The 25,665-nt window shown below is 48.1% G+C and carries 24 protein-coding genes; 18 read left to right on the plus strand and 6 right to left on the minus strand.

Annotated features, from left to right (window positions below):
* Positions 1-43: 43 nt before the first annotated feature.
* Complete coding sequence (locus tag JMN17_RS07935; protein WP_202327856.1) at positions 44-1,732, minus strand: M56 family metallopeptidase; 1,689 nt, start codon at positions 1,730-1,732, stop codon at positions 44-46.
* 123 nt (positions 1,733-1,855) lie between these two features.
* The gene (cimH, locus tag JMN17_RS07940) at positions 1,856-3,208 is read right to left on the minus strand and encodes a citrate/malate transporter CimH (RefSeq protein WP_202327857.1); all 1,353 of its coding nucleotides are present in this window, start codon (positions 3,206-3,208) and stop codon (positions 1,856-1,858) included.
* A gap of 556 nt (positions 3,209-3,764) precedes the next feature.
* Between cimH and cydA the strand changes: the two genes are divergently transcribed.
* From cydA to JMN17_RS07965, 5 genes are all read left to right on the plus strand, one after another.
* Complete coding sequence (gene cydA, locus JMN17_RS07945) at positions 3,765-5,168, plus strand: cytochrome ubiquinol oxidase subunit I (protein ID WP_087993246.1); 1,404 nt, start codon at positions 3,765-3,767, stop codon at positions 5,166-5,168.
* Complete coding sequence (gene cydB, locus JMN17_RS07950) at positions 5,155-6,168, plus strand: cytochrome d ubiquinol oxidase subunit II (protein WP_202327858.1); 1,014 nt, start codon at positions 5,155-5,157, stop codon at positions 6,166-6,168. The genes cydA and cydB overlap by 14 nt, the downstream gene beginning before the upstream one ends.
* Positions 6,168-7,871, plus strand: coding sequence for a thiol reductant ABC exporter subunit CydD (cydD, locus tag JMN17_RS07955; protein ID WP_202327859.1), 1,704 nt, complete (start codon positions 6,168-6,170; stop codon positions 7,869-7,871). Before cydB ends, cydD begins: the two co-directional genes overlap by 1 nt.
* On the plus strand, positions 7,868-9,595 hold the full coding sequence (cydC, locus tag JMN17_RS07960) for a thiol reductant ABC exporter subunit CydC (RefSeq protein ID WP_202327860.1): 1,728 nt from the start codon (positions 7,868-7,870) through the stop codon (positions 9,593-9,595). The genes cydD and cydC overlap by 4 nt, the downstream gene beginning before the upstream one ends.
* Positions 9,596-9,679: 84 nt before the next feature.
* A complete protein-coding gene (locus tag JMN17_RS07965) occupies positions 9,680-10,510 on the plus strand; it encodes an NAD(P)H-hydrate dehydratase (RefSeq protein ID WP_087993243.1) in 831 nt (276 codons plus the stop codon).
* Positions 10,511-10,522: 12 nt separating this feature from the next.
* Here the strand turns inward: JMN17_RS07965 and JMN17_RS07970 are convergent, their stop codons facing one another.
* Entirely contained in the window at positions 10,523-11,896 is a 1,374-nt protein-coding gene (locus tag JMN17_RS07970) for a purine-cytosine permease family protein (RefSeq protein ID WP_087993242.1), read from the minus strand.
* A gap of 213 nt (positions 11,897-12,109) precedes the next feature.
* Between JMN17_RS07970 and sigY the strand changes: the two genes are divergently transcribed.
* From sigY to JMN17_RS08000, 6 genes are read left to right on the plus strand one after another with little or no spacing between them, the layout of a single operon-like run.
* Positions 12,110-12,646: an RNA polymerase sigma factor SigY gene (gene sigY / locus JMN17_RS07975; RefSeq protein ID WP_087993241.1), complete on the plus strand. Its 537-nt coding sequence runs from the start codon at positions 12,110-12,112 to the stop codon at positions 12,644-12,646.
* Positions 12,639-12,956 carry a YxlC family protein gene (locus JMN17_RS07980; RefSeq protein WP_087993240.1) on the plus strand — a complete coding sequence of 106 codons (318 nt, stop codon included), beginning with the start codon at positions 12,639-12,641 and terminating at the stop codon, positions 12,954-12,956. Before sigY ends, JMN17_RS07980 begins: the two co-directional genes overlap by 8 nt.
* The gene (locus JMN17_RS07985) at positions 12,956-13,150 is read left to right on the plus strand and encodes a transcriptional regulator (RefSeq protein WP_087993239.1); all 195 of its coding nucleotides are present in this window, start codon (positions 12,956-12,958) and stop codon (positions 13,148-13,150) included. Before JMN17_RS07980 ends, JMN17_RS07985 begins: the two co-directional genes overlap by 1 nt.
* Positions 13,150-13,338, plus strand: a complete 189-nt coding sequence (gene yxlE / locus JMN17_RS07990) for a sigma Y negative regulator YxlE (protein ID WP_024123344.1) — start codon at positions 13,150-13,152, stop codon at positions 13,336-13,338. Before JMN17_RS07985 ends, yxlE begins: the two co-directional genes overlap by 1 nt.
* Before the next feature lie 6 nt (positions 13,339-13,344).
* Complete coding sequence (locus JMN17_RS07995; protein WP_024123343.1) at positions 13,345-14,232, plus strand: ABC transporter ATP-binding protein; 888 nt, start codon at positions 13,345-13,347, stop codon at positions 14,230-14,232.
* Positions 14,229-15,005: an ABC transporter permease gene (locus tag JMN17_RS08000; RefSeq protein WP_024123342.1), complete on the plus strand. Its 777-nt coding sequence runs from the start codon at positions 14,229-14,231 to the stop codon at positions 15,003-15,005. The genes JMN17_RS07995 and JMN17_RS08000 overlap by 4 nt, the downstream gene beginning before the upstream one ends.
* On the opposite strand, the gene JMN17_RS08005 is transcribed toward JMN17_RS08000, so the two are convergent.
* A complete protein-coding gene (locus tag JMN17_RS08005; RefSeq protein WP_202327861.1) occupies positions 15,002-16,204 on the minus strand; it encodes an MFS transporter in 1,203 nt (400 codons plus the stop codon). The genes JMN17_RS08000 and JMN17_RS08005 overlap by 4 nt on opposite strands.
* Before the next feature lie 98 nt (positions 16,205-16,302).
* A complete protein-coding gene (katX, locus tag JMN17_RS08010; RefSeq protein ID WP_087993237.1) occupies positions 16,303-17,946 on the minus strand; it encodes a catalase KatX in 1,644 nt (547 codons plus the stop codon).
* Between the two features lie 128 nt (positions 17,947-18,074).
* On the opposite strand from katX, the gene JMN17_RS08015 reads away from it, so the two are divergent.
* The 7 genes from JMN17_RS08015 to licH all read left to right on the plus strand — a co-directional run bounded on the left by JMN17_RS08015 (position 18,075) and on the right by licH (position 24,425).
* Complete coding sequence (locus JMN17_RS08015; RefSeq protein WP_087993236.1) at positions 18,075-18,665, plus strand: DNA-3-methyladenine glycosylase; 591 nt, start codon at positions 18,075-18,077, stop codon at positions 18,663-18,665.
* A 28-nt stretch (positions 18,666-18,693) separates the two neighbouring features.
* The gene (locus JMN17_RS08020; RefSeq protein ID WP_087993235.1) at positions 18,694-18,852 is read left to right on the plus strand and encodes a hypothetical protein; all 159 of its coding nucleotides are present in this window, start codon (positions 18,694-18,696) and stop codon (positions 18,850-18,852) included.
* A 160-nt stretch (positions 18,853-19,012) separates the two neighbouring features.
* Complete coding sequence (gene licR / locus JMN17_RS08025; RefSeq protein ID WP_202327862.1) at positions 19,013-20,938, plus strand: transcriptional regulator LicR; 1,926 nt, start codon at positions 19,013-19,015, stop codon at positions 20,936-20,938.
* Positions 20,939-21,066: 128 nt separating this feature from the next.
* Complete coding sequence (gene licB / locus JMN17_RS08030) at positions 21,067-21,375, plus strand: PTS lichenan transporter subunit IIB (protein WP_087993233.1); 309 nt, start codon at positions 21,067-21,069, stop codon at positions 21,373-21,375.
* Between the two features lie 15 nt (positions 21,376-21,390).
* A complete protein-coding gene (licC, locus tag JMN17_RS08035; RefSeq protein WP_202327863.1) occupies positions 21,391-22,749 on the plus strand; it encodes a PTS lichenan transporter subunit IIC in 1,359 nt (452 codons plus the stop codon).
* 18 nt (positions 22,750-22,767) lie between these two features.
* On the plus strand, positions 22,768-23,100 hold the full coding sequence (licA, locus tag JMN17_RS08040) for a PTS lichenan transporter subunit IIA (protein ID WP_087993231.1): 333 nt from the start codon (positions 22,768-22,770) through the stop codon (positions 23,098-23,100).
* Complete coding sequence (gene licH, locus JMN17_RS08045; protein ID WP_087993230.1) at positions 23,097-24,425, plus strand: 6-phospho-beta-glucosidase LicH; 1,329 nt, start codon at positions 23,097-23,099, stop codon at positions 24,423-24,425. The genes licA and licH overlap by 4 nt, the downstream gene beginning before the upstream one ends.
* Positions 24,426-24,456: 31 nt before the next feature.
* Here licH and JMN17_RS08050 read toward each other — a convergent pair whose 3' ends face one another.
* Positions 24,457-25,548 carry a branched-chain amino acid aminotransferase gene (locus JMN17_RS08050; RefSeq protein ID WP_087993229.1) on the minus strand — a complete coding sequence of 364 codons (1,092 nt, stop codon included), beginning with the start codon at positions 25,546-25,548 and terminating at the stop codon, positions 24,457-24,459.
* Positions 25,549-25,665: the final 117 nt, after the last annotated feature.

Here is a 25,665-nt window from a genome sequence, read left to right on the forward strand (position 1 = left end):
TTTTTTCACCATATCTGTTATACGAACGAAACGCTGGCCGGTTTCATTTCAGAGAAATCGATTCCTTCAGCCGGTCTCTGAACCAGCGCTTCAACACCCCGTGTCCTTTGTTTGACAATAACGTGCTGACACGCCAATACATAGGGGGATGAGGTGCGAACTGAAAATCAATGAATCTGAAAAGCCAGCTTTTATCACGGGAGAGAGAGTCAATGGTAAGCTCGTCCTCATCTGCTTCAGAGCTGTAGGCGCTTTGTTTCTGTATATCCTCATCCTGCCGAACCGCCAAGATCCTCAATGCTTCCGCCATTTGTTTGTACCCGCCTTCCAACAGTGAGGCGCCAAGGTTGTCAGCGCGCACCTCCATCCATTGTGAACAAAAGGATTGATAGAGCTGAAACAGGATGATGATTGCCATGATGAAGACCCAAAGCGCCACTTTATGGTCCGCGGGATGGGCGATATGCTGCTCAAATAAGAGGATGATCCCAACGACGGCTCCAAGATATAGAAAACGCAAAAGCTGTGATGACAAAACGTCACGTTTTTTAATATGAATCGCTTCATGGGCCACAATGCCTTCGATGACACGCTGCGGAAGTGTTAGTGTGGCGCTTGTCAGAATGACCATTGACCTTCCGACATTCATGCCGACTGCCATTCCGTTGTAATCATCACTCTCCGTCTCGTATATGCGGACATGGGAAATGCCGGCTTTGTGGAAAATTTTGTCGGCCGCTGTCTGTACATGCGGATGATGACAAGGCTTGGCATCCATTGCCGCCCGCAAAACAATGTCTGACAGGTACATATTGAAAATCCAGTACAACATCACGGCAACGGCCATGACCCATGGAGAGGTTTGTAATCCGTATAATGCGAGCACCAGTAAGGCGTAAGCTGACACGCCTTTTACGCTGGCGGCAAAATAAAGCTTCCCAAGCAGCCGCTTCACATTTTTTCTATGATAAAACGGCAAAACAGAAATCACAGTGTCCTCGTTGTTTTCCGCGTCTGTGTATTCCCGGAGAATCGCTTTCCATCTTTGCGGTTCCTTCACTGTCAGAAACAGCGTTTCACCGGGAAGGGACAGTTTGATGACTTGCTGAAAGCTTGTTGTCAAATCTACACGAGATGAATACATCGTCAGAAGCGGATGGAGCTTTAAGAGATCGGCTGTTGATTCAAGCTGGATGTCTTTCAAATCGGAAAGCGGGTATGTACGGGTTTCATAACGCGAGCTGATGTGCAATTTTTCTAAGGACGCCGAATACAAAACGGTTACACTGAAAACATTCCATATTCGTTTTACAAGTGCTCCTCCGCCGGAGATCATGCCGAAAAGGATCACATATTTGAGAGCGCTTGGATCAGGTCCATAGATGAAAAAAATAATGGCGCCCGCAAACACAACGGCGGTCAGCATGATGTCTGACAGGAGGCGTGTTTTGTTTCTGGCAAGCTCGATTTCCTGCCAGTCTCCCGAAGGTTTTTCCGCACGTTCTGACACTGTGAGATCCATTGCGGTCCAATAACAGTAAAACATTGTCGCGATCGAGACAATGCCGTCCATGAATGATTGATGAGAGAAGATATAAACAGCAGCGCAAACCCAAAGAACGATGTCAATCCAGAAGTCTATGAACGGAATGAGTTTTGCTGCCAGGGCTGATATAAAATATAATCCCAGCCCGAGAATCATAACGAGAAATAGATCTATTCCCATAGGCATGCTAGAGTCCTTTCTATCTGGTATTTCCAACTATTACTATACCATGGCGCGGGAATTTGCAAAAACAGGAATATGTAAAAAAAGCAAGCTCTTTCGTTTGACGAAGAACTTGCTTGCGGTGTATCAATAAAACTGGTGAAGCAGCAATAAGGTTAAGGACACTGTAATGGCTCCCCCGATTCGGGTAGACACCTGGGCGAATGGCATCAATTCAAGCCTTTCTGCGGCGCTTAAAATGGCGACGTCCCCGGTGCCGCCTTGTCCTGAGTGGCACGCATTGATAATGGCGGTCTCAATCGGATACATGTTCAGCCACTTTCCGGTGAAGAAGCCGACGGCCATCATGGTCACAACGACAGACAGAATCGTAATGATGTTGTTGAGATTAAAGGCGGCGACAAGCTTGTCCCACGGCGTCATGGACACCCCGATCGCAAAGAGCAGCGGGTAGGTCACAGCGGTTGAAAAGAAGCGGGACACCCCAAACGCGCCATTTTCAATTGAGGCGGGCGCCAATCTGAACAGCTTAATCAGAACAGCCAGTAACAGCATGGCAACGGGTGCCGGAAATCCAAAAAAGTCGTGAGCGAGCATGCCGACTAAGTATAAAGAAACAGCAAGGATACCGCCTGACGCAAATAAGGAAAGGTTGAACATTTGCTGTCCGCTTTGCGATTCTTCCAGCGCAGGGGACTCTTCTTCAGATCGGTCCACTTTGCCGTTGCCTGTCCATTCCGGTTTTTTCTTACCGATTCTGTTCAGCAATCCCGCTAGAATGATCGCGCACAGACTGCCCAGCATGATCGACGGCAGAACAAGTGCAAACGCTTCCCCTTGAGACATCGGCATGATGTCAGAATAACCGATGGACAGCGGGATAGCGCCTTCTCCGACACCCCCTGCCATGATAGGGATGACGATGTACAGCAATGTGTGCTGAAATCCGAGCCCGAGCGATGTGCCGACAGCCAGTCCGACAATAGCGGCTGCGACAGAACCGGCAATAAGCGGAATAAAGATTTTCATGAATGCTTTTATGAGTGTTTCTCTTTTCATGCCGAGGATGCTTCCGACGACAATCCCAGCGATAAATAAGTATAGAAAGTTTGAGTTTTCTGTAAATTCTGTGGTGGATTTGACGATATCATTAGGCAGCAGGTGATAGTAGACGACAGCGGACGGAATAAAAGTAGCTAGGATGGCTGGGCCGCCGATAGAACGAACAATCGGTATCGATTTACCGATTTGGGCAAAGGTAAACCCGAAAAAAGCCATGACGGCAATGGATGTCAAGATGTCACTTTTCACATCGTGATGCATAACAAAAACAGTGATTAATATAAACAGCAAGGCATACACAGGAAGCGGTATAATGCCTACTTTTATATTCATGGCTCTCGCAAACCAATTCTCTTTTCGAACCCCTTCGTGAATTGTATCCGTTTGCAATTGCATTTGGGTTTGAAGCTCTCCCATTGAAAAACCTCCCCTATTCTTGATGCAGTGAAATTGTTCACTACATGAATTATACTAAAAAATTGAAATGTTTAATATATTAAAAATTTACTATTCAGGTTTTCAAATCTTCCCGGTTCAAATAGAAAGAGGCATTCCGACTAAAAACGGTCTATGACGGAGTGCTGAGAAGCGAGGGCTGGTGACGGACAAGCATTTTATTCGCAAGGAACGAAATGTTGATGTACGATAATAAAGGGTCATTTATCCTAGCATCCGTCATAAATCCTCAACAAAATAGACAATAATCCGTCACACAGTGCGGGACTTTTTAGGTATTTTGGTCTTTATTTTTGAAATAAATCGTTGTAAAGTACTTAATATGAACCAGTAAGAGAATGTGTCATTTGATCAGTCTGGCAATCAGGAATCATATTGAATGATTTTTTGACATGTTTGTGAAATATTGAACAAATATTTTTTTTCGTCTGCTTTGTGAATTGGTGATCAAAGTATCGCTTTTATTTGTGAAATAGTGAGCAAAATGCAGTTTTTAACCGGAAATGGAGGAGAAAGCATGAGTGAATTAGTTTTAGCCCGCATTCAATTTGCATCAACAACATTGTTTCACTTCTTGTTTGTGCCGTTGTCTATTGGGCTTGTGTTTATGGTTGCGTTGATGGAGACTCTTTATCTTGTGAAAAAAAATGAGCTGTACCTCAAAATGGCAAAGTTTTGGGGACACTTATTCTTAATCAATTTTGCAGTCGGTGTTGTAACGGGGATTTTGCAAGAATTCCAGTTTGGAATGAACTGGTCTGATTACTCCCGTTTTGTCGGAGATGTATTTGGCGCTCCGCTTGCGATTGAAGCATTATTGGCGTTTTTCATGGAATCGATCTTTATCGGATTGTGGATTTTCGGCTGGGACCGCCTGCCGAAAAAAATTCACGTTCTCTGCATTTGGCTCGTATCATTTGGAACGATTATGTCGTCTTTCTGGATTTTAACCGCGAACTCCTTTATGCAGGAGCCTGTCGGCTTTACGATCAAAAATGGCCGCGCGGAAATGAACGACTTTGCCGCGCTGATTACAAACCCTCAGCTTTGGGTTGAATTTCCGCACGTCATTTTCGGTGCGCTTGCCACCGGGGCTTTCTTTATCGCCGGAGTGAGTGCTTTTAAACTATTGAAGAAAAAAGAAGTGCCGTTTTTCAAACAATCTTTTAAACTCGCAATGATTGTCGGCCTTTGTGCCGGTCTTGGCGTCGCACTTAGCGGACACGCGCAGGCTGAGCACTTGATGGAATCACAGCCGATGAAAATGGCTGCCAGCGAAGGCCTTTGGGAAGACAGCGGTGACCCTGCTGCTTGGACGGCTTTTGCCACGATTGATACAACAAATGAAAAAAGCTCAAATGAAATCAAAGTTCCTTATGCTTTGAGCTACTTGGCGTATCAAAAATTCAGCGGAAGTGTCAAAGGGATGAAAACACTTCAGGCTGAGTACGAAAAAATATACGGAAAAGGCGACTACATTCCGCCTGTAAAAACGACATTCTGGAGCTTCCGCATCATGGTTGGCGCAGGTGTTGTCATGATTCTTGCTGCGTTAGGCGGCCTTTGGTTAAACCGCCGCAAAAAGCTTGAAAACAGCAAATGGTATTTGCGCATCATGATCGCGTTGATTTCCTTCCCGTTTATTGCGAACTCCGCGGGCTGGATTATGACAGAAATCGGACGCCAGCCTTGGACGGTTATGGGCTTAATGACAACCGCTCAATCTGTGTCGCCTAACGTAACAGCCGGCTCCCTGTTATTCTCAATCATCGCGTTCGGTGTGATGTACTTGATTCTGGGGGCGCTGCTTGCCTTCTTATTCGTCCGTGAAATTAAAAAAGGCGCGGAGCATGGTGATCATCATGATGCTCCTGTATCAACAGATCCATTTAGTCAGGAGGTATACCATGTCTCTTCATGATCTTTGGTTTATACTCGTTGCTGTATTGTTTGTAGGTTTCTTCTTTTTAGAAGGCTTTGATTTCGGGGTCGGCATGGCGACCCGTTTTCTTGGCCATAATGAATTAGAACGCAGAGTGCTGATCAACACGATCGGACCGTTTTGGGATGCGAATGAAGTATGGCTTTTGACTGGTGCAGGCGCCATTTTCGCGGCATTTCCGAACTGGTATGCAACGATGCTGAGCGGTTATTACATTCCGTTTGTCATTGTGCTGCTTGCATTAATAGGCCGCGGGGTCGCGTTTGAATTCCGCGGCAAGGTTGATCATTTAAAATGGGTAAAGGTTTGGGACTGGGTCGTTTTCTTCGGCAGTCTGATTCCTCCGTTTGTGCTTGGTGTGCTGTTCGCGACATTATTCCGCGGGATGCCGATTGATGCCGATATGAACATTCACGCGCAAGTATCCGATTATTTCAATGTGTACTCTGTACTTGGCGGTGTGACTGTAACACTTCTTTGCTTCCAGCACGGATTAATGTTTATCACGCTGCGTACGATCGGTGATTTGCAAAACCGCGCCCGGAACATGGCGCAAAAGATAATGGGTGTTGTTTTTGTAGTGGTTCTAGCTTTCGCGGCTCTTTCTGCCTATCAGACAGACATGTTTACACGCCGCGGCGAGATAACCATTCCGCTCGTTGTTTTGATTGTCATCTGCTTTATGCTCGCGGCTGTCTTTATCCGTAAGAAAAAAGACGGCTGGACATTTGGGATGACTGGCGCGGGGCTGGCGCTGACTGTAGGAATGATCTTTATTTCATTATTCCCTCGGGTCATGGTCAGCTCGCTTCAAAGCGCGTACGATTTAACAGTAGCTAACGCTTCTTCCGGTGATTATTCGCTTAAAGTCATGTCAATTGCGGCATTAACCCTATTGCCGTTTGTAATCGGCAGTCAGATCTGGAGCTATTATGTCTTCCGGAAGCGCGTCAGCCATAAGGAGCCTATGACTTATTAATGGGAAAAGACCTGTTTCGATATAAAGGAATGAAGCGGATTCTCACCGTGATTACTTGTTTAACGCTGATTCAGACAGCTGCCATTATTATGCAGGCAGAGTGGCTGAGTGAAGCCGTAACCGGACTGTTCAACGGGAAGAGCATGGCCTCCCTGTTTCCGGTGATCGGCTTTTTCCTCATCGCTTTTGTCGCCCGGCACGGGGTGACGGTGGCACGCCAGAAAATCGTCTATCAATATGCCGCCCGGACAGGAGCCGATTTGAGAAAGAGTTTTCTTGATCAGCTGTTCCGGTTAGGTCCCCGCTTTGCAAAGAAAGAGGGGACGGGGCAAATGGTGACGCTGGCGATGGAAGGCATCAGCCAGTTCCGCCGCTACCTGGAGCTGTTTCTGCCGAAAATGGTCAGCATGGCGATTGTGCCGGCGGCGGTTGTCATTTATGTGTTTTTTCAGGATCGCACGTCAGCCGTCATTTTAGCCGCTGCGATGCCGATTCTGATCATCTTTATGATTCTCCTCGGCCTTGTCGCGCAGAGAAAAGCGGATCGCCAGTGGAAATCCTATCAGAGACTTTCCAATCATTTTGTTGATTCTCTTCGCGGGCTGGAGACATTGCGTTTTTTAGGTTTGAGCAAGTCGCACAGCAAAAACATTTTCTACGTTAGTGAGCGGTATCGCAAAGCAACGATGAGCACACTTCGGGTGGCATTTTTATCTTCATTCGCCCTCGATTTTTTCACGATGCTGTCAGTGGCGACAGTTGCAGTGTTTTTGGGCCTGCGCCTTATTGACGGAGATATTTTGCTTGGTCCCGCCTTAACGGCGCTCATTCTGGCACCTGAGTATTTTCTGCCGGTGCGGGAAGTGGGGAATGATTATCATGCAACGCTGAACGGACAGGAAGCAGGCAAAACCATTCAAGAGATTTTGTCGCAGCCTGGTTTTAAAAAAGAGGCGCCGCTTCAGCTTGGGACGTGGTCCGAACAGGATGAGCTGAAAGTGTCCGGCGTGTCAGTCGGCCGGTCGGTGTCCGATATTGATTTGTCATTGAAAGGCAAGAAAAAAATCGGCATCATCGGTGCAAGCGGTGCCGGGAAATCAACATTCATTGATGTCCTTGGCGGATTTTTGGAGCCTGATGACGGTATGATCGAGGTCAATGGCTCAAGCCGGTCCCACTTGCAGGACGGAAGCTGGCAGAAAAACCTCCTTTATATCCCGCAGCATCCGTACATTTTTGATGACACGCTGGCGAACAACATTCGCTTTTACCATCCAAGCGCGTCGGCCGAGGATACAGCCCGCGCCGCTGCCTCGGCGGGGCTGACGGAGCTGGTGGACAAACTTCCGGACGGATTAGAGGGACGGATCGGGGAAGGCGGCCGGGCGCTCAGCGGCGGCCAGGCTCAGCGTGTCGCACTGGCCCGCGCTTTTTTAGGTAACCGCCCAATCCTGCTGCTGGATGAGCCGACCGCCCATCTTGATATCGAAACAGAATATGAATTAAAAGAAACGATGCTGGATTTATTTGAGGATAAGCTCGTCTTTCTCGCGACACACCGCCTTCACTGGATGCTCGATATGGATGAAATCATCGTGCTTGACGGGGGCAGGGTTGCGGAAATCGGGACTCACGATGAATTACTGGCGACAAACGGTGTGTACACCAAACTGGTGAAGGCGCAACTGGGGGAAAGAGCATGAAGAAAGAAGAATGGATTCTGCCGTATATCAAGCAAAATGCCCGCCTTTTCGTTCTGGTTATCTTGTTGGGAGCGGTGACGATTTTTTCTGCTGCTTTTCTCATGTTCACCTCAGGGTTTTTGATCTCGAAGGCGGCGACAAGGCCGGAAAACATCCTGCTCATTTATGTGCCGATTGTCGCTGTGCGCACCTTTGGGATTGCACGGTCTGTGTCACGATATGCGGAACGCCTTGTCGGCCATCACATCATTTTAAAAATCGTGTCCGACATGCGCGTCCGCCTTTACAACATGCTTGAGCCGGGTGCTTTGATGCTGCGTTCCCGATTTCGCACGGGGGATATGCTCGGCATTTTGTCGGAGGATATTGAGCATTTGCAGGATGCCTTCTTAAAAACGATTTTTCCTGCGATCTCGGCCTTGCTTCTATATGCTGTTTCAGTAATCGCGCTTGGCTTCTTCTCTTGGCCGTTTGCCATATTGCTTGCGCTTTACTTGTTTGTTCTTGTTATACTGTTTCCGGTTGTGTCTTTGCTCGTGACGAGAGCGAAGAATGCGAAGCTGAAAAGCGGGCGGAATGTGCTGTACAGCCGGCTGACAGATGCCGTGATGGGTGTCAGCGACTGGATGTTCAGCGGACGCCGGCATGCTTTTATTGATTCCTATGAAAAAGAAGAACATGCTTGGTTTGAGCTTGAACGGAACAAACAGCGCTTCACAAGATGGCGGGATTTCGCCGCGCAATGCTTTGTCGCGGGCCTCATTTTGCTGATGCTGTTTTGGACGGCGGGGCAGCATGCGGACGGCGAACTCGCCAAAACGATGATTGCGGCCTTTGTGCTAGTGGTGTTCCCTTTGACGGAAGCCTTTCTGCCGCTTTCAGATGCTTTGGGCGAAGTGCCCGGCTATCAGGATTCCATCAGACGCATGAACAAGGTAGCCCCTCAAACGGAAGCGTCACAAACAGAATCAGCGGCTGAAACGCTCGATCTCCAAGATGTCACACTGTCCTTTCGTGATGTGGCGTTTGCTTATGATAACAGCAGCCGAGTGCTGAACGGCTTTTCCTTTACGCTGGGCCAAGGAGAAAAAATGGCGCTGCTCGGCCGGAGCGGGTCTGGGAAATCAACGTCGCTCGCATTAATCGAGGGCGCCTTAAAGCCGAATTCAGGATCTGTGACGTTAAACGGAGTGGAGACCGAGCTGTTAAAGGATCAGATTGCTGATACGGTAGCTGTGTTAAATCAAAAACCTCATCTGTTTGATACAAGCATTCTGAACAACATCAGGCTTGGAAATGGCGACGCAAGCGACGAGGATGTGCGCCGTGCTGCAAAGCAGGTGAAGTTGCATGATTATATTGAGTCACTGCCTGACGGATATCATACATCTGTTCAGGAAACCGGCATCCGGTTTTCCGGAGGGGAGCGCCAGCGGATCGCACTCGCCCGGATTTTGCTGCAGGATACGCCGATCATCATCCTCGATGAGCCGACAGTCGGACTCGATCCCATTACAGAACGCGAACTAATGAATACGGTGTTTGACGTACTGAAAGGAAAAACGATTTTATGGATTACGCACCACCTCGCGGGAGTGGAAGCGGCGGATAAAATTGTGTTTCTCGAAAACGGCAAAACAGAAATGGAAGGAACGCATGAGGAACTGCTGGCGGCAAACGAACGGTATCGCCGCCTGTATCATCTTGATGTTCCTGTGAAATAAGACAGCTCCCTAAGGCTGTCTTTTTTTGTTTGAAATAGAAAAGGTACAGGAAAAATAGGAAGAGAAAGCAGAGGAGGGATAGAGATGAATATTCCAATTTGGACGGAGGAGCATGTGAGGGCCTCGCTTCCTGAAAGAGATGCGGAGAGCCATAAAGGCACGTACGGTACCGCATTGCTTCTGGCGGGAAGCGACGACATGCCGGGCGCTGCGCTTTTAGCCGGGCTTGGTGCCATGCGGAGCGGTCTCGGCAAGCTTGTCATCGGCACGTCTGAAAGCGTGATCCCGCTGATCGTTCCGGTTCTGCCGGAGGCCACGTATTGGCGTGACGGCTGGGAAAAAGCGGCGGGCTCTCGCCTTGAAGAGACGTACCGGGCAATTGCGATCGGTTCGGGGCTTCCGCAAACAGAGAGGGTGCAGCAGGCCGTTGATCAAGTCCTTGAGAAGGATTGCCCCGTTATTTTGGATGCCGGGGCGCTGACAAAGCGCACGTATCCGAAACGGAAGGCGCCCGTCATCCTTACGCCGCATCCAGGTGAGTTTTCCCGAATGACAGGGGTTCCGGTGAAAGACTTGCAAAATAAAAGAGAAGAATATGCCAAGGAGTGGGCGGTTCAGCTGCAAACGGTGATCGTGTTAAAAGGAAATCAAACCATCATCGCGTTTCCCGATGGCGACTGCTGGAGCAATCCGACCGGAAACGGGGCACTCGCCAAAGGCGGAACCGGCGACACACTGACGGGAATGATATTGGGCATGCTTTGCTGCCACAAAGACCCGAAACATGCCGTATTAAATGCCGTATACTTGCACGGTGCATGCGCCGAGCTTTGGACTGACGAACACTCTGCTCATACGCTGCTCGCCCACGAGCTCTCTGACATGTTGCCTCGTGTGTGGAAACGATTTGAATGAAAAAAGCTGTCTTCATAGGGAAGACAGCTTTTCTTGATAAGCCGCTCGTTTTTTCAGGCGCGGTTTCATGAGTACATAATATAGAACAGAAGGCACGGCTAAGCCGATAATCCATGCAATATCCCCGCCGCCAAACATTTTTGCCAATGGCCCGATGTAAAAGGATGTATTGATAAACGGAATTTCTAACAAGATGGACAGAATGAAAGCAATCGTTGTGATCCAATTGACTCTTCCATATGGCCCGTTGACATCAAACATCGCTTTGACCTCATAGTTCCCGTGGCGGACGAAGTAGTAATCCACTAAATTGATCGCCGTCCATGGAATTAAGAAATAACTGATAAAAAAGATAAAATTCAAAAACAGCTCCATAAAATTACTTTGCCCGAGAAGGCTTAGGACTGTTCCGACGACGGTGACGCCAAGGATCATGATGATTCTGATTTTCGGTGTGACTTTTAATTTCAGAAACGGCTCAAGCGTAGTCGTCGTGGACATAAAAGCTCCATACAAGTTAAAGACATTAATCGCCATCTGGCCAAATAAAACAATGATCAGCATAATGAACGAGAAGGGACCGAACAATTGCACAATCTGGGTCCCTGAGTTTGTCGTAAAATCAGGAAGTGCCGTGGTCAGCAGCGCGCCGAGCAGCATCATCCAGATGGAGCTGACAGATGTTCCTGCGTAGCTGTACCAAAACGTTTGGGACGCCGGTGTTTTAATTGGCAAATATCTGGAATAATCGGCGACATAAGGCGCATAGGCAAGCTGCCAAGTTGCTACGGCGCTGACTGCCACCAAGAAAACGGGCAAGTCGATCGTCCCGGGCATCCAGCTGCCTGCCGGAATCGGTAATTGGAAAATGAGTATCGTTGCAGCAAAAAATACGGCAAAAGAGGTCCAAGAAAGGATTTTTTGCATTTTGTGAATCAAATCATGACCGAAAATGGTGAGTAAAAAACATGCGGCGCTTAAGCCTATAATGCTCCATGATCCCGGGATGGGAACAAAGCTGCTTAAGGTCCCGGCCGCCAGAATTGTACTGCTTGCGAAGAAACCAAGGTAGATAAACATGACTAAGAAGAGGGGAAGAATCGCTCCGATTACGCCGAATTGGGCACGGCTTTGAATCATTTGCGGGATGCCGAGCTGGGGTCCTTGCGCGGAATGAGAAGCCATAAATATGGCACCGATTAAGGTTCCGCAAATAATAGCGGCAACACTCCAAAACAGATTAAGTCCCATTGCAACGGGAAGAGTACCGGTCACTAACGTGGTGATATGCATATTGGCCCCGAACCATACGGGAAATAAATCTTTTGCTTTACCATGTCTTTCTTCATTCGGAATATATTCAATCGTTCGCCTTTCTACTTTCAATGCATCGTCCTCCATATATAATGAAATTTTGAAATAGACATAAAAACATAGCTTAACAGACTGTACTTCGCTTTACAAATTTAGATGTTCACGAAAACTGATGAGAGGCCAGTGAAGTCAATAGATCAAAAGAATTATAAAAAAAGTTGAACGCTCTGGAATCCGGTGTCGTCTCATAAGGCAAGATAACAAAAAAAGGGGGGATCGCGGCCGTTGGATACAAATGAAGAACAGCAATTGATTCAGCAGGCGAAAGAGGGAAGCGACGAGGCGTTTACAGCCCTTTTTCAGCATTATTATTCTTTTCTATATAAATACTTGTTAAAGCTTTCCCTTCACCCTGACATCAGCGAGGATCTGGTTCAGGAAACCTTTCTGAAAGGGTACGTCCATCTGGGGAGTTTTCAAGGCCGATCCAAATTCTCCACTTGGCTGATCTCTATCGCGTCAAGACTCTACCTTGATCACCAGAAAAAGAGGAAGAGAGAATGGAAACGAAATCTGGCTGTTACAGAGGAAACGATACGCAAGATCAAATGGGATGTGTCAATGAAAGGCTCTGAGTGGAGCGAGACGCTTGATCTCTTTTCTCAGCTTGACCCGAAGCTGCGCACGCCCGTCTTATTAAGGCACTATTACGGCTATACCTATGCTGATATCGGGATGATGATGCATATCAAAGAAGGCACGGTAAAGTCCAGAGTCCATAAAGGGCTCCAGCAAATCAGAAAGGAGTGGACTGATGAATAAAGAAAAGCGATCTGTTCATTTAAAATCGGAATTGCAGAAAATTGACCAATGCGCCAACCCGAATATACCGAGTCAAAAAGAATTGCTTGATCAGCTGTCACAAATGAAAGCCGAACGAAGAAAAAGCGTGCTGAAAGAAGTTATCTTATTTGTGTTCTGTGCACTGATGGTGGTAAGCGCGGCGACTCTGGCATTTACTCAAGTTCCCGCTGCTTTTGTCGTGCTTCAGGTCTGTGCGCTGGCAGTCCTGCCGATTTTGATTGCGGCTGAGAAAAAACGATACCTTGGCGAACGTGAGGTGAAGCACTGATGTCCCAAACAGATTTGACGATTTTTGTGTTGATTGCATTGGCACAGGGAATCTTTTTATTCATTGATGCGAAAAAACGGGATCGTCTGGCATGGGTGTGGGGAATTGTCGGACTGATTCAAGTGCCGATGCCTCTGATTTGCTATTACTTTTTTGTGATAAGGCCTGACCGAAAAAATAGGAGGATCAGCTAATGAATATTTCTTGGGAAATGATTGTACCGCTGATTGTGTTACAGGCCGTGCTGGCAGTGTTTGCCCTGATCAGCTGTGTGAAAGAAGAGCGGACAAACGGGCCGAAATGGATGTGGGCAGCAGTAATTATATGCATCAATATTATTGGGCCGATTTTATTTTTTACCGTCGGCAGAAAGCAAAGGTGAGCGAGCATGCTATCTATTGAGTCATTATGCAAATCATACCGGCATCATCAAGCTGTACGGAATGTCAGCTTTCAAGTCATGGAGAACGAGTGTGTCGCTCTATTAGGACCGAATGGGGCTGGTAAAACCACCACGCTTCAAATGCTGTCCGGACTGCTGTCACCCACCTCCGGGACGGTCAAGCTGTACGGGGAGAAAAAGGCAGATCGCAGTATGATCGGCTACCTTCCGCAGTACCCGGCTTTTTATTCATGGATGACGGCAAATGAATTTTTAACCTTTGCCGGGAGACTGTCTGGCCTTTCAAAGAAAAAATGCCAAGAGAAAATAGGCGAAATGCTGGAGTTTGTCGGTTTGCAGGACGCGGCAAACAAAAGAATCGGCGGTTATTCTGGCGGCATGAAACAAAGGCTCGGTCTGGCTCAGGCTCTGCTTCATAAACCGAAGCTTTTGATTTTGGATGAACCGGTTTCTGCCCTGGACCCTTCAGGGCGTATCGAGGTGCTGGATATGATGCGGGAGCTGAAAAAACATATGGCTGTTTTGTTTTCTACTCATGTTTTGCACGATGCGGAGCAGGTGTGTGATCAAGTCGTGATCATGAAAAGCGGCGAGATTTCATGGAAAGGCGCTTTACAGCAGCTCAAAGAACAGCATCAAACGAATGTTTTCACTCTTACTGTGAAAGAGAAACTGAAGGGCTGGCTTGAAGAGAAGCCTTATATATCCGATGTTGTCTATATGAATCCGTCCCAAGCTGTTTTTGAGCTAAGCGATACAGGCTCTGGCAGGATATTGCTGAGTGATTGTATCCAAATGGGATTGACAGTCACCCGTTTTGAACAGAAAACAGAGTCTCTCGAAGACGTCTATCTTAAGGTGGTGCACGCATGAATGTCATGATGACGCTATTACAAAAGGAATGGCTGGAAGGCTGGAGAAGCGGAAAGCTGATCTGGCTGCCCATTGCGATGATGATCGTCGGGCTGACACAGCCGCTGACCATTTATTATATGCCGGAAATCATTGCGCATGGGGGGAACCTTCCAGACGGTATGAAAATCAGTTTTACCATGCCTTCCGGATCTGAGGTGATGGTGAGCACGCTTTCCCAATTTAACACGCTTGGCATGGCGCTGATCATCTTCAGTGTCATGGGCAGTGTGGCGAATGAAAGAAATCAAGGTGTAACGGCTCTGATTATGTCGCGGCCTGTGACTGCAGCCCAGTATATATTGAACAAATGGATCACCCAAAGCATGATCGGGATCGCGTCGTTTGCAGCTGGGTACGGACTTGCTTATTATTACGTTCGGATATTGTTTGAGCACGCATCGTTCAGCCGCTTTGCAGCAAGCCTCGGGCTCTACTCTCTTTGGATGATGTTTATTGTTACTGCAGGGCTTGCCGGAAGCACGATGTTTCGGTCTCTCGGAGCAGCCGCGGCAGCCGGAATTGGGCTGACGGCTGCCGTTTCCTTTGCTGTCTCGCTTTTTCCTGATGGTGCGAAATGGCTGCCGGCTGAGCTTTGCAAGCAGGCGGAGCATATTCTTCTTCATGGAGAGCGGGCGGACTTTTTCGGATGGTCGCTCACATTCTCCATTCTGTGCATCATGCTTCTGGCCGTTTTTTCTGTGTGGCGCTTCCGCCGGTATGAAAGCTATTAACTGATCAGTTTTCGCTTTGTGGCCAGCATCATCATCAAAGCGGCCAATGCCATCAATCCGGCTCCATAAAATACCTCGGCCAAACCGAAAATCTGTGCGATTTTTCCGGCGAGAAGGGGGCCGGTAAAGATGCCCAGCGCATAAAACGATTGATAAAATCCCATGGCTGACATTTTTAAACGCGCTGAGCTGATATCGACGACATGGCTTAGCAGCAAAGGGAACACGAAACCGAGCGCCATCCCGATGCAGGCGTGCGTGATGCAAACCGTGAACAATGTAGCTGAAAACGGAACGAATAGCAAACAGGCTCCGGTCACAGCAAAACTGGAGAGCAGCACGGAGTAAGCGATTCGGCTTGTCATGCGCAGAAACACAACGCTTAATGTGGCGGCTGCGTGAGGGAGGAAAAAGGCGCTCATCACCCAAAGCAGCTCCGCGTCACCCAATCCGAGCTGATGAATGTAAAGCGGTGTAAAACCAAACACTGTCATAAATAACACCGCGTGGGCGGTCATAGAGAGGATGGTGAAAAGCTTGAGCTTCGGCAGCCGCAATGTGTCTTTGATGTATTGCGGCACACCGATTGTGTCGCGATTCGCGGGAGAAGCCGACGGGTCTTTAATAAAGCAGCAAATTACCAGACCGGCGGCCGAGGCCGCCAGCGCCATCCAAAACGGAACCTGCCTGCCTAAGTGGGCTGCCGCAAGCCCGCAGAACACAATGCTGACAAACTGAGGCATGACGGTGAAAAACTGCATGATACCCATTGCTTTTGAGGCGTTTTCGCTGTTGAAATATTGTGCATATAAAATCGTCGCCATGACCCACATAGAGGCGGTGATCCCCGCAAACAGCCGGGCGGCCAGCACGAAGAAGAAAGAATCAAACAGCAGAAAAAGCAGGCTGCTGAGGATGGAAAACCCAAACCCGCCAATTAACAATTGTTTGCGTATAGAAAACAGGATGTCTGACAGCAAGCCGAGCGGAAATCGAAGAAGAATTTGCGTCACCCCGTAGCTGCCGAGAATGATGCCGATGGCGCCATAGGAAAAGTGCAGGTCCTCCAAATACAGGCTGAATACAGGGACGTAAATATAGCCTGAAAACCAAAAACAAAATATCATGCATAAGAAAACGGCGTGATCTAAAGCGCCGATTGTTTTTTTCTGAGACATCATGTCCTGCTGTAATTCCATCTTTCCTCTCCACCTTTTTCTTCCAGTACAACACAATTGCTGAGAGCGTTTCAATAGAAAAATAAAAAACAGGACTTCCAAAAGCCCTGTTCGATGTTTTAATACGGGTCAGACGGATGACTTTCCTGTTCAGCTTGCATTGCAGCCTGTTCAGTCGCTGTTGTGCCGATCGGTCCGTTGCTGTTGTTTTCGGTGGCTTTTTTCAGCCCTTCTGCCACGCGTTTTCCGTAGTCGGGATCAGCTTTTGTGAAATTCTCTATCATTTGATCCTGAATTTCTTTTCGGCATGTAGAAAGTGTATTAACCAGATTCGTGATCAATTCGTTCCGTTCAAATTCTGAAAATCTCCGGTAGGTCTCTCCAGCCTGTCCGAAGTTGTTCGTTCTGTTGAGCGCTTCACGCTTTACATCACCTTCGACATGGGGCGTATGATCTTTGCCATCCTGATTCGCTTCCTTCAGCCCGCCCATAATCGATGGCTCATAGTTGACGTGCGGGTTTTGGCCTTCTGCTCGATCGACCCGATATTGCATTTGCCCGCCTTCCTGGTTGGTGGCGACATGCTTATTCGGCGAGTTGATCGGAAGCTGCAGGTAATTTGCGCCTACACGGTAGCGCTGCGTATCAGAGTAGGCAAACGTCCGCCCTTGCAGCAATTTATCATCTGAAAAATCAAGCCCATCGACAAGCACTCCCGTTCCGAATGAAGCTTGTTCCACTTCCGCATGGAAGTTTTCCGGATTTTTATTAAGAACCAGTTTGCCGATCGGCTTCCATGGAAAATCGTCTTTATACCACAGCTTTGTCGGATCAAGCGGATCAAAGTCCAGTTCAGGATGCTCATTATCGCTCATAATTTGGGCATACACTTCCCATTCCGGATAATCGCCATTTTCAATTGCTTCATACAAATCCTGTGTTGCATGGTTAAAGTTTTTCCCTTGAATCTCTTCCGCTTCCTTCTGTGTCAGGTTGCGGATGCCCTGCTTCGGTTCGAAATGATATTTCACGAGGACGGCCTTGCCTTCCTCATTCACCCACTTATAGGCGTGTACGCCTGAACCCTGCATGTGCCGGTAGTTGGCCGGAATGCCCCAAGGCGAAAATAAGAAGGTGATCATATGTGTCGCTTCAGGAGACTGGGAAATGAAGTCGAAAATACGTTCACCATCTTGGATGTTGGTCACTGGATCAGGCTGAAATGCGTGGACAAGATCCGGAAATTTCAGCGGGTCGCGAATAAAAAAGATTTTCAGGTTGTTCCCGACCAAATCCCAGTTTCCGTCTTCGGTATAAAGCTTCACGGCAAAACCGCGCGGGTCTCTCAATGTTTCGGGTGAGTGTTTTCCATGATTCACCGTAGAAAAACGGACAAATGCCGGCGTTTTCTTGCCTTTTTCCTGAAACAGCTTGGCCCGGGTATACTTTGAAATCGGTTCGTCTCCAAAACTTCCATACGCTTCAAAATACCCGTGTGCACCCGCTCCTCTGGCGTGGACAACCCGCTCCGGGATGCGTTCACGGTCAAAGTGGCTGATTTTTTCGAGAAAATCGTAGTTCTCAAGTGTTGTAGGCCCTCTGTTCCCGACCGTTCTCACATTTTGGTTGTCAGTGACAGGGTGCCCCTGCCTGTTCGTCAAAGTATCCTCTGATTCGTTTTTCCCGGATGTCTTATGAGAAAGCGTATCTTCGCTGCTTTGGGCATTTGTTCCGTGATGCTTGTTTTGGTGCTCATCTTTCATTGATTGGCCCTCCTTTTTTGAACGATAACAATATGCCCTGAATGGAAAGATTTTAAAACAGCCGTTTTTCTTCATCAGGTTGGGGAATGGTACAATGTACAAAAATCGGTAAAAGGAGAGGTCGATTCGTGACGAGAGAAAGACATCCGCTACCCATCACGTTTTATCAAAAAACCGCCCTTGAGCTTGCCCCGGCGCTTCTCGGCTGCCTTCTGGTTAAAGAGACAGACGAAGGCACAGCATCAGGCTATATTGTGGAAACAGAGGCCTATATGGGAGCTGGAGACAGAGCGGCCCACAGCTTTAACAACCGCCGGACGAAGCGGACTGAGATTATGTTTGCGGAAGCTGGGCGGGTGTATACATACGTCATGCACACCCATACATTGCTGAATGTCGTTGCCGCAGAAGAGGATGTCCCGCAAGCGGTACTAATCAGGGCGATTGAGCCCCATGAAGGGCAGCTGTTAATGGAGGAGAGAAGGCCGGGCCGGCGTCCGAGGGAATGGACAAACGGACCTGGAAAGCTGACGAAAGCGCTTGGCGTCACGATGAATGACTACGGACGCTGGATCACGGAACAGCCCCTTTACATTGAAAGCGGGTACACACCGGAAGAAATCTCAACCGGCCCGCGCATCGGCATTGACAACAGCGGAGAGGCACGCGATTATCCGTGGCGTTTCTGGGTGAAGGGAAATAGGTACGTGTCGCGTTAGCATGTTTATGCAAAAGAGAATCAGGGGAATGGTTGAGAAAAAAGAAGGGAGAATCGGAGCTTTGAAAAAGATGATCAAAACCGTTATCAAATGGGCGCCGCTCATTTACCCGATTGTACGAAAAATCATGAAGGATCGGAAGGCGTCAAAACAAAAGAACACGTCCTCATCCCGAACAGCCGGCTGAACCCGGCTGTTTTTTTATGGGTCCGTTTCCCCTCTTGTCCTCCCGATGTTCATTGACTTGCCATTCTCTCCATTATAGAATTTATATACATTTCATTCCTTCACCATCCTTTCTGCCTATTGACTTTATCCCTGCATCTACTTGATAGGAGGTTTTTCTCATGCTTCATGGGCGACTTCGTGATATTCTGCGCTTGCTGATGGCGGCTGAATCCCCGGTGACTAGCTCGTTTTTTGCCGCGCAATTAAACGTAACGACGCGGACGGTCCGCAATGATATAAAGGAACTGCAAGGTGTGCTGAGCGGTCATGGCGCCTGGGTCCAATCGGTAAGAGGCTCCGGTTACAAACTCCGCATTCAGGATGAGCAGACATTCAGAACGCTGCTGCAAGATGTATTTCAGCAAAAAAAGGCCCTGCCGGTGTTGCCGGAGGAGAGAATGATTTATCTTATGAAACGGCTGCTGCTGGCGGAGCATTACCTCAAGCTCGATGAATTGGCTGAAGAACTATTTATCTCAAAATCTACGCTGCAAACGGATTTAAAAGAAGTAAAGAAACGGCTGCTGCCTTACCGCATCGTCATGGAAACACGACCGAATTACGGCTTCAAGCTGCGCGGGGACGAGGTGCAGATGAGATATTGTATGGCTGAGTACATTGTCGATGAAAGAGAAACGGAGATTGATGTTCTGAATGAAAAGGCTAATATTTTGCCGAAGGAAGAAATTGAGATCATCCGTTCCGCCATCCTGAAAAAAATGAAAAACGACCGCATTCCTCTCTCTAACTTGGGACTGAATAACCTCATCATTCATATCGCCATCGCTTGTAAACGAATCAGAACGGAAAACTATGTCTCTCTTTTCCCGGAAGATATGGATCATATCCTGCATCAAAAAGAATATCAGGCTGCAAAAGCCATCGTAAAAGAGCTGGAATCAGCTCTCGCCGTTACATTTCCGAAAGACGAGGCGGCCTATATCGCCATGCATCTCCTCGGCACAAAACGAATGACACAATCCCAATGCGGGGAAGACACATTTTCAATAGACGAAGAAACCGATCAGCTGACTTTTGCTATGATCAAGGCAGTTGATCGTGAACTGAAGCTCGGCATTCTGCATGACAAAGAGCTGAAAATTGGCTTGGCGCTGCATGTGAAGCCGGCGATCAGCCGCAATCGATACGGCATGAACCTGCGAAATCCGATGCTGGCAGCGATCAAGGAACATTATCCTCTCGCTTTTGAGGCCGGAATCATTGCGGGAATGGTGATAAAGGAAGAAACGGGCATCGACATTCATGAAAACGAAATGGGTTATCTGGCCCTCCATTTTGGCGCCGCGATTGAACGAAAAAAAACAGAAAGCCCGCCGAAACGCTGTATCATTGTGTGTGCATCAGGTGCCGGGAGCGCCCAGCTTCTGCGTGAAAAACTCCGTTCCCATTTCGGCAAGCGGCTCGATATTCTGGGAACTGCTGAGTATTACAGTCTTGACCAGATATCCTATGAATCCATTGATTTTGTCATCAGCACCATCCCGATCAAAAAAGAGCTGCCTGTACCAGTGCTGAAGGTTAACACACTCTTGGGCGGAACCGACTTTACAAAAATAGAATCCATTCTAAGGGATGAAAAAGAAAAAGCGGTCCGCTACCTGAAAAAAGACCTCGTTTTCTTCCAGAAGGATCTGCGCTCAAAAGAAGAAGTGATTCAATTTTTAGGGCGGAAAGCGGTTGATTGCGGCTATGCAGATGATGAACTCATCGCTTCCATTTTTGAACGAGAAGCCATGTCGCCAACGTGCTTCGGCAATCTTGTTGCCATCCCGCACCCGCTCGTTCCGCAGACGAAAACAACGTTTTGGGTCGTTTGTACGCTGAAAAAACCGATAGATTGGGAGAATCAGCGTGTTCAATTTGTTTGTCTGCTTTGTGTTGAAAAGGAGAACAAAGCGGATTTGCAAAGCATGTACAAATTGCTCGGCAGCATGTTGGATGACCCGTCGGCGGTAAACCAGCTGATCAAATGCCGTTCGTATCAAGAGCTTTCGGGAGTGTTTGACCAAAAAATGCTGAGCTGACAGCCTGTATATACCTTTTTTCCGTTTCCTGCGGAAAAACCTTGAGTGTTTATGAAAGCGATTTCATAATATGATGATATCAACAGCAGGACATGACAAAATTGATTAAACTCTAGGAGGTCTTTTACATGAATATATTACTCGTTTGTGCAGCAGGCATGTCTACCAGCTTACTGGTGAGCAAGATGGAAAAAAGTGCGCAGGAACAAGGAAAAGACTATACCATTTGGGCAGTTTCAGGGGATTCTGTACAACAACATATTGATAAAGCGGATGTATTGCTTCTCGGCCCGCAAGTCCGTTATATGCTTCCGCAGCTGAAAAAATTAGGAGAGGCAAAGGGGGTTCCGGTAGACGTCATTAATACCGTCCATTATGGCACGTGCAACGGGGCGGAAGTGCTGAAATCGGCTGAACAGCTTGGACATGTGTCATAGAGAGGGGCGGGCTATGTGAATAAAGTCAATCAGATCTTAGAAGAAAAGGTCATGCCTATAGCGGGAAGAATTGCGGGCCAGCGTCATTTGCAGGCGCTGCGTGATGGTATCATTCTCACGATGCCGCTGATTATCATCGGTTCCTTTTTCCTCATCATCGGCAACCTCCCGATCCCGGGCTACGCTGAGTTTATGGCAAAAACGTTTGGCAGCTCCTGGTCTGATAAACTGGACTACCCAGTCGACGCCACCTTTGAAATTATGGGCCTTGTCGCCGCGTTCGGCATCGCCTACCGGCTCGCCGAGAAATATGGTGTTGATGCCTTGTCGGCCGGAGCCATTTCACTTGCGGCATTTTTGTTAGCGACACCGTATCAAGTGCCGTTTACGCCTGATGGTTCGACGAAAGAAATCATGGTCGGCGGCGGAATTCCGCTAACACTCATGGGAAGCAAAGGTCTGTTTGTCGCCATGATTATCGCGATGGTATCAACTGAGATTTACCGCCTCATTATCCAGCGCAATTTGGTCTTCAAAATGCCGGACGGTGTTCCGCCGGCGGTCAGCAAGTCATTTGTCGCGTTAATCCCCGGCTTTGCCGTCATCTTCCTGATTTGGGCAGCCCGGCTGATTGTTGAAGCAACACCGTTTGAAAGCCTTCATAATATTGTAAGCGTTTTATTGGGGACGCCGCTTTCTATTCTTGGCGGAAGTCTCGGAGGCAGCCTTGTCGCTGAAGCCGTCAAAATGCTTTTATGGGCCTGCGGTCTTCATGGAGCAAACATTGTCGGCGGCGTCATGGCACCGATTTGGTACGGCGCCATGGATGTCAATAGGATTGCCTTCCAAGCCGGTGAGGAGCTGCCTAAGATTTTCACCCAGCAATTTTTTGATATCTGGATCAATATCGGCGGAAGCGGCGCCACTTTGGCGCTGGTTGTCACGATGTTCCTGCGCGCCCGCAGCAAACAAATGAAGCAGCTCGGAAAGCTTGCGATCGGACCGGCCATTTTCAACATTAACGAACCGATTATTTTCGGTATGCCGATCGTCATGAACCCGATGCTTTTACTTCCGTTTATCATCACGCCGCTTGTCACAGTGACACTCACATACATCGGAATGAGCACCGGGCTTGTCGCCAAACCGGCGGGGATCGCAGTGCCGTGGACCATGCCGCCAATCTTTTCAGGCTATTTGGCGACAGGGGGAAAAGTCTCAGGTGCGGTCATGCAAGCCATTAATCTCGCCGTATCCTTTGTTGTCTACTATCCGTTTTTCAGAATGTGGGATAAACAGAAGCTGAAAGAAGAAAACGATCTGGAGCTGGCCCAAACGCCTGCAGCATCAGATGACAAAGAAGCGGCTCTGTAGAGAAAGGAAGTGAATCGCGTGAATGAGAAAATGGAGCAAATCATTTTTCAAATCATCCTTCACGGAGGAAACGGAAGGAGCTCCGCAATGGAGGCCATTGCCGCTGCGAAAAGCGGTGACGCAGAAGAAGCGCGGAACAAGCTTCAAGATGCCGCAGAAGAATTGTCAAAAGCCCATCACTATCAGACAGAGCTGATTCAAAATGAAGCGGGCGGAGAAAAAACGGAAATGACGCTTCTGATGGTTCATGCACAGGATCATTTAATGAATGCGATGACAGTGAAGGAACTGGCGGCGGAGATCATTGAGCTATATGAAAAAATCACCGAGCAAAGGGGAGCAAGCATATGACAAAAGGATTAAAGATTGTAACGATTGGCGGAGGTTCGAGCTACACGCCAGAGCTCGTGGAGGGATTGATTAAACGGTATGATGAGCTGCCTGTCCGTGAATTATGGCTCGTCGATATCCCCGAGGGCGAAGAAAAGCTCAATATTGTCGGCACGCTCGCCAAACGGATGGTTGAAAAAGCCGGTGTCCCGATTGACATTCATCTTACGCTCGACCGAAGAAAAGCGCTGAAAGACGCAGACTTTGTCACGACTCAATTCCGCGTCGGACTTCTGCAGGCAAGAGCCAAGGATGAGCGCATCCCATTAAAATACGGCGTCATCGGCCAGGAAACGAACGGCCCGGGAGGCCTGTTTAAAGGATTGCGCACGATTCCGGTCATCCTTGAGATCGCAAAGGACATAGAAGAGCTCTGCCCGAACGCATGGCTCGTTAACTTCACAAACCCTGCCGGCATGGTGACAGAAGCCTTGCTTCGCTACTCCAACCTGAAGAATGTCGTCGGTCTCTGTAACGTTCCAATCGGCATCAGAATGGGCGTAGCCAAAGCGCTTGATGTAGATGTGGAACGCGTAGAAGTCCAATTCGCCGGATTGAATCATATGGTGTTCGGGCTGGATGTCTTCTTGGACGGCGTCAGTGTGAAGGATCAAGTCATCGAAGCAATGGGTGATCCGAAAAACGCGATGACGATGAAAAACATCTCAGGCGCAGAGTGGGAGCCGGAATTTTTAAAAGCGCTCGATATCATCCCTTGCGGCTACCACCGTTACTATTTTAAAACAAAAGAGATGCTGGAGCACGAACTGGAAGCATCACAAACGGAAGGCACCAGAGCTGAAGTGGTGCAGAAGGTCGAAAAAGAGCTATTCGAACTCTACAAAGACCCGAACCTTGCGATCAAACCGGAGCAGCTGGAAAAACGGGGCGGCGCTTACTACAGCGATGCCGCGTGTAATTTAATCAGCTCCATTTACAATGATAAACACGATATTCAGCCGGTAAACACGATCAATAATGGTGCGATCGCCAGCATCCCAGACGATTCCGCGGTTGAAGTGAACTGCGTGATGACGAAAAACGGCCCTCAGCCAATTGCTGTCGGGGACTTGCCGGTATCTGTCCGGGGCCTCGTCCAGCAAATCAAATCCTTTGAACGTGTCGCGGCAGAAGCGGCTGTCACAGGCGACTACCAAACAGCACTCCTCGCCATGGCGATTAACCCGCTCGTTCCGTCCGACACGGTCGCTAAACAGATTTTAGACGAAATGCTGGAGGCGCACAAAGCGTATCTGCCGCAGTTCTTTAACAAGATTGAAGCATAGAAAAGCCGGCCTTCAGTGGGCCGGCTTTTTCTTACTTGCTTTCAGTCAGCGCTGCGACCTCTGTCGTCCATCCGAATTCGTCTGCGACAGCGCCTTTTTGAATGCCTGTAATCGTGTCATATAGTTTTTTGGCGATTTCTCCTGTTTCACCGTTGTTAATCGACAGTGTTTCATCCTGCCAGATCAGCTCGCCGACTGGAGAAATAACAGCCGCTGTACCGGTTCCGAAAGCTTCTTCGAGGATGCCGTCTTGATGGGCTTGGATGACCTCATCGATCGCAATTTTCCGTTCAGAAACTTGAAGGCCCCAATGCTTGAGCAAGGCGATGACGGAATTGCGCGTAATGCCTTCCAGGATGCTTCCGTTCAGCATCGGCGTTACGATTTCACCGTTGATTTTGAAGAAGATGTTCATGCTGCCGACTTCTTCGATGTATTTCTTCTCAATGCCGTCCAGCCAGAGCACTTGGGAAAATCCTTTCTCTTCGGCTACCTGCTGCGCTTTTAAGCTTGAAGCATAGTTCCCCGCGGTTTTGGCATTTCCCGTTCCGCCTTTTACCGCACGGACAAATTCATTTTCAACAGCGATTTTGACCGGCTTGATGCCTTCTTTATAATAAGAGCCGACCGGAGAGAGAATGATAAATAGTTTATACGTATGAGATGCCGCAACACCGAGAAAAGGCTCGGTTGCGATGATGAACGGACGGATATAAAGGGACGTGCCCTCCGCGTTCGGAATCCAGTCTTTATCGATTGCGACAAGCTGTTTTAAACCTTCGAGAACCTGTTCTTCATCGATTTCCGGGATGCAGAGTCGGTCGTTTGATTGATTCAGGCGCTCCATATTTTTTTCCGGTCTGAAAAGCAGGACATGGTCATTCTCTGACACGTAAGCCTTTAACCCTTCAAACACGGTTTGGCCGTAGTGATATACCATTGCGGCCGGGTCCATTGAAAAGGGTTGATAAGGAATGATTCTTGGATCGTACCATCCTTTATCCGCCGCATAGTCCATTACAAACATGTGGTCTGTAAACACTCTTCCGAACGAAAGCTGATTAGGATCTGGTTTCGGTTTTTTTGTTGATGTCAATTCAACGCGAATCGTATGTTTAGTCATGGTCAATCTCCCTGCTGTTAAATTGTTTATATTATCAAACTTATTTGAAAATAATTTATATTCTATTGTATACCTTCAACAAATATTCGCAATAGGTTTGCTCAAATTTGTAAGAAA

The sequence above is a fragment of the Bacillus sp. RHFS10 genome (assembly GCF_016757475.1).
GTDB lineage: Bacteria > Bacillota > Bacilli > Bacillales > Bacillaceae > Bacillus > Bacillus subtilis_G.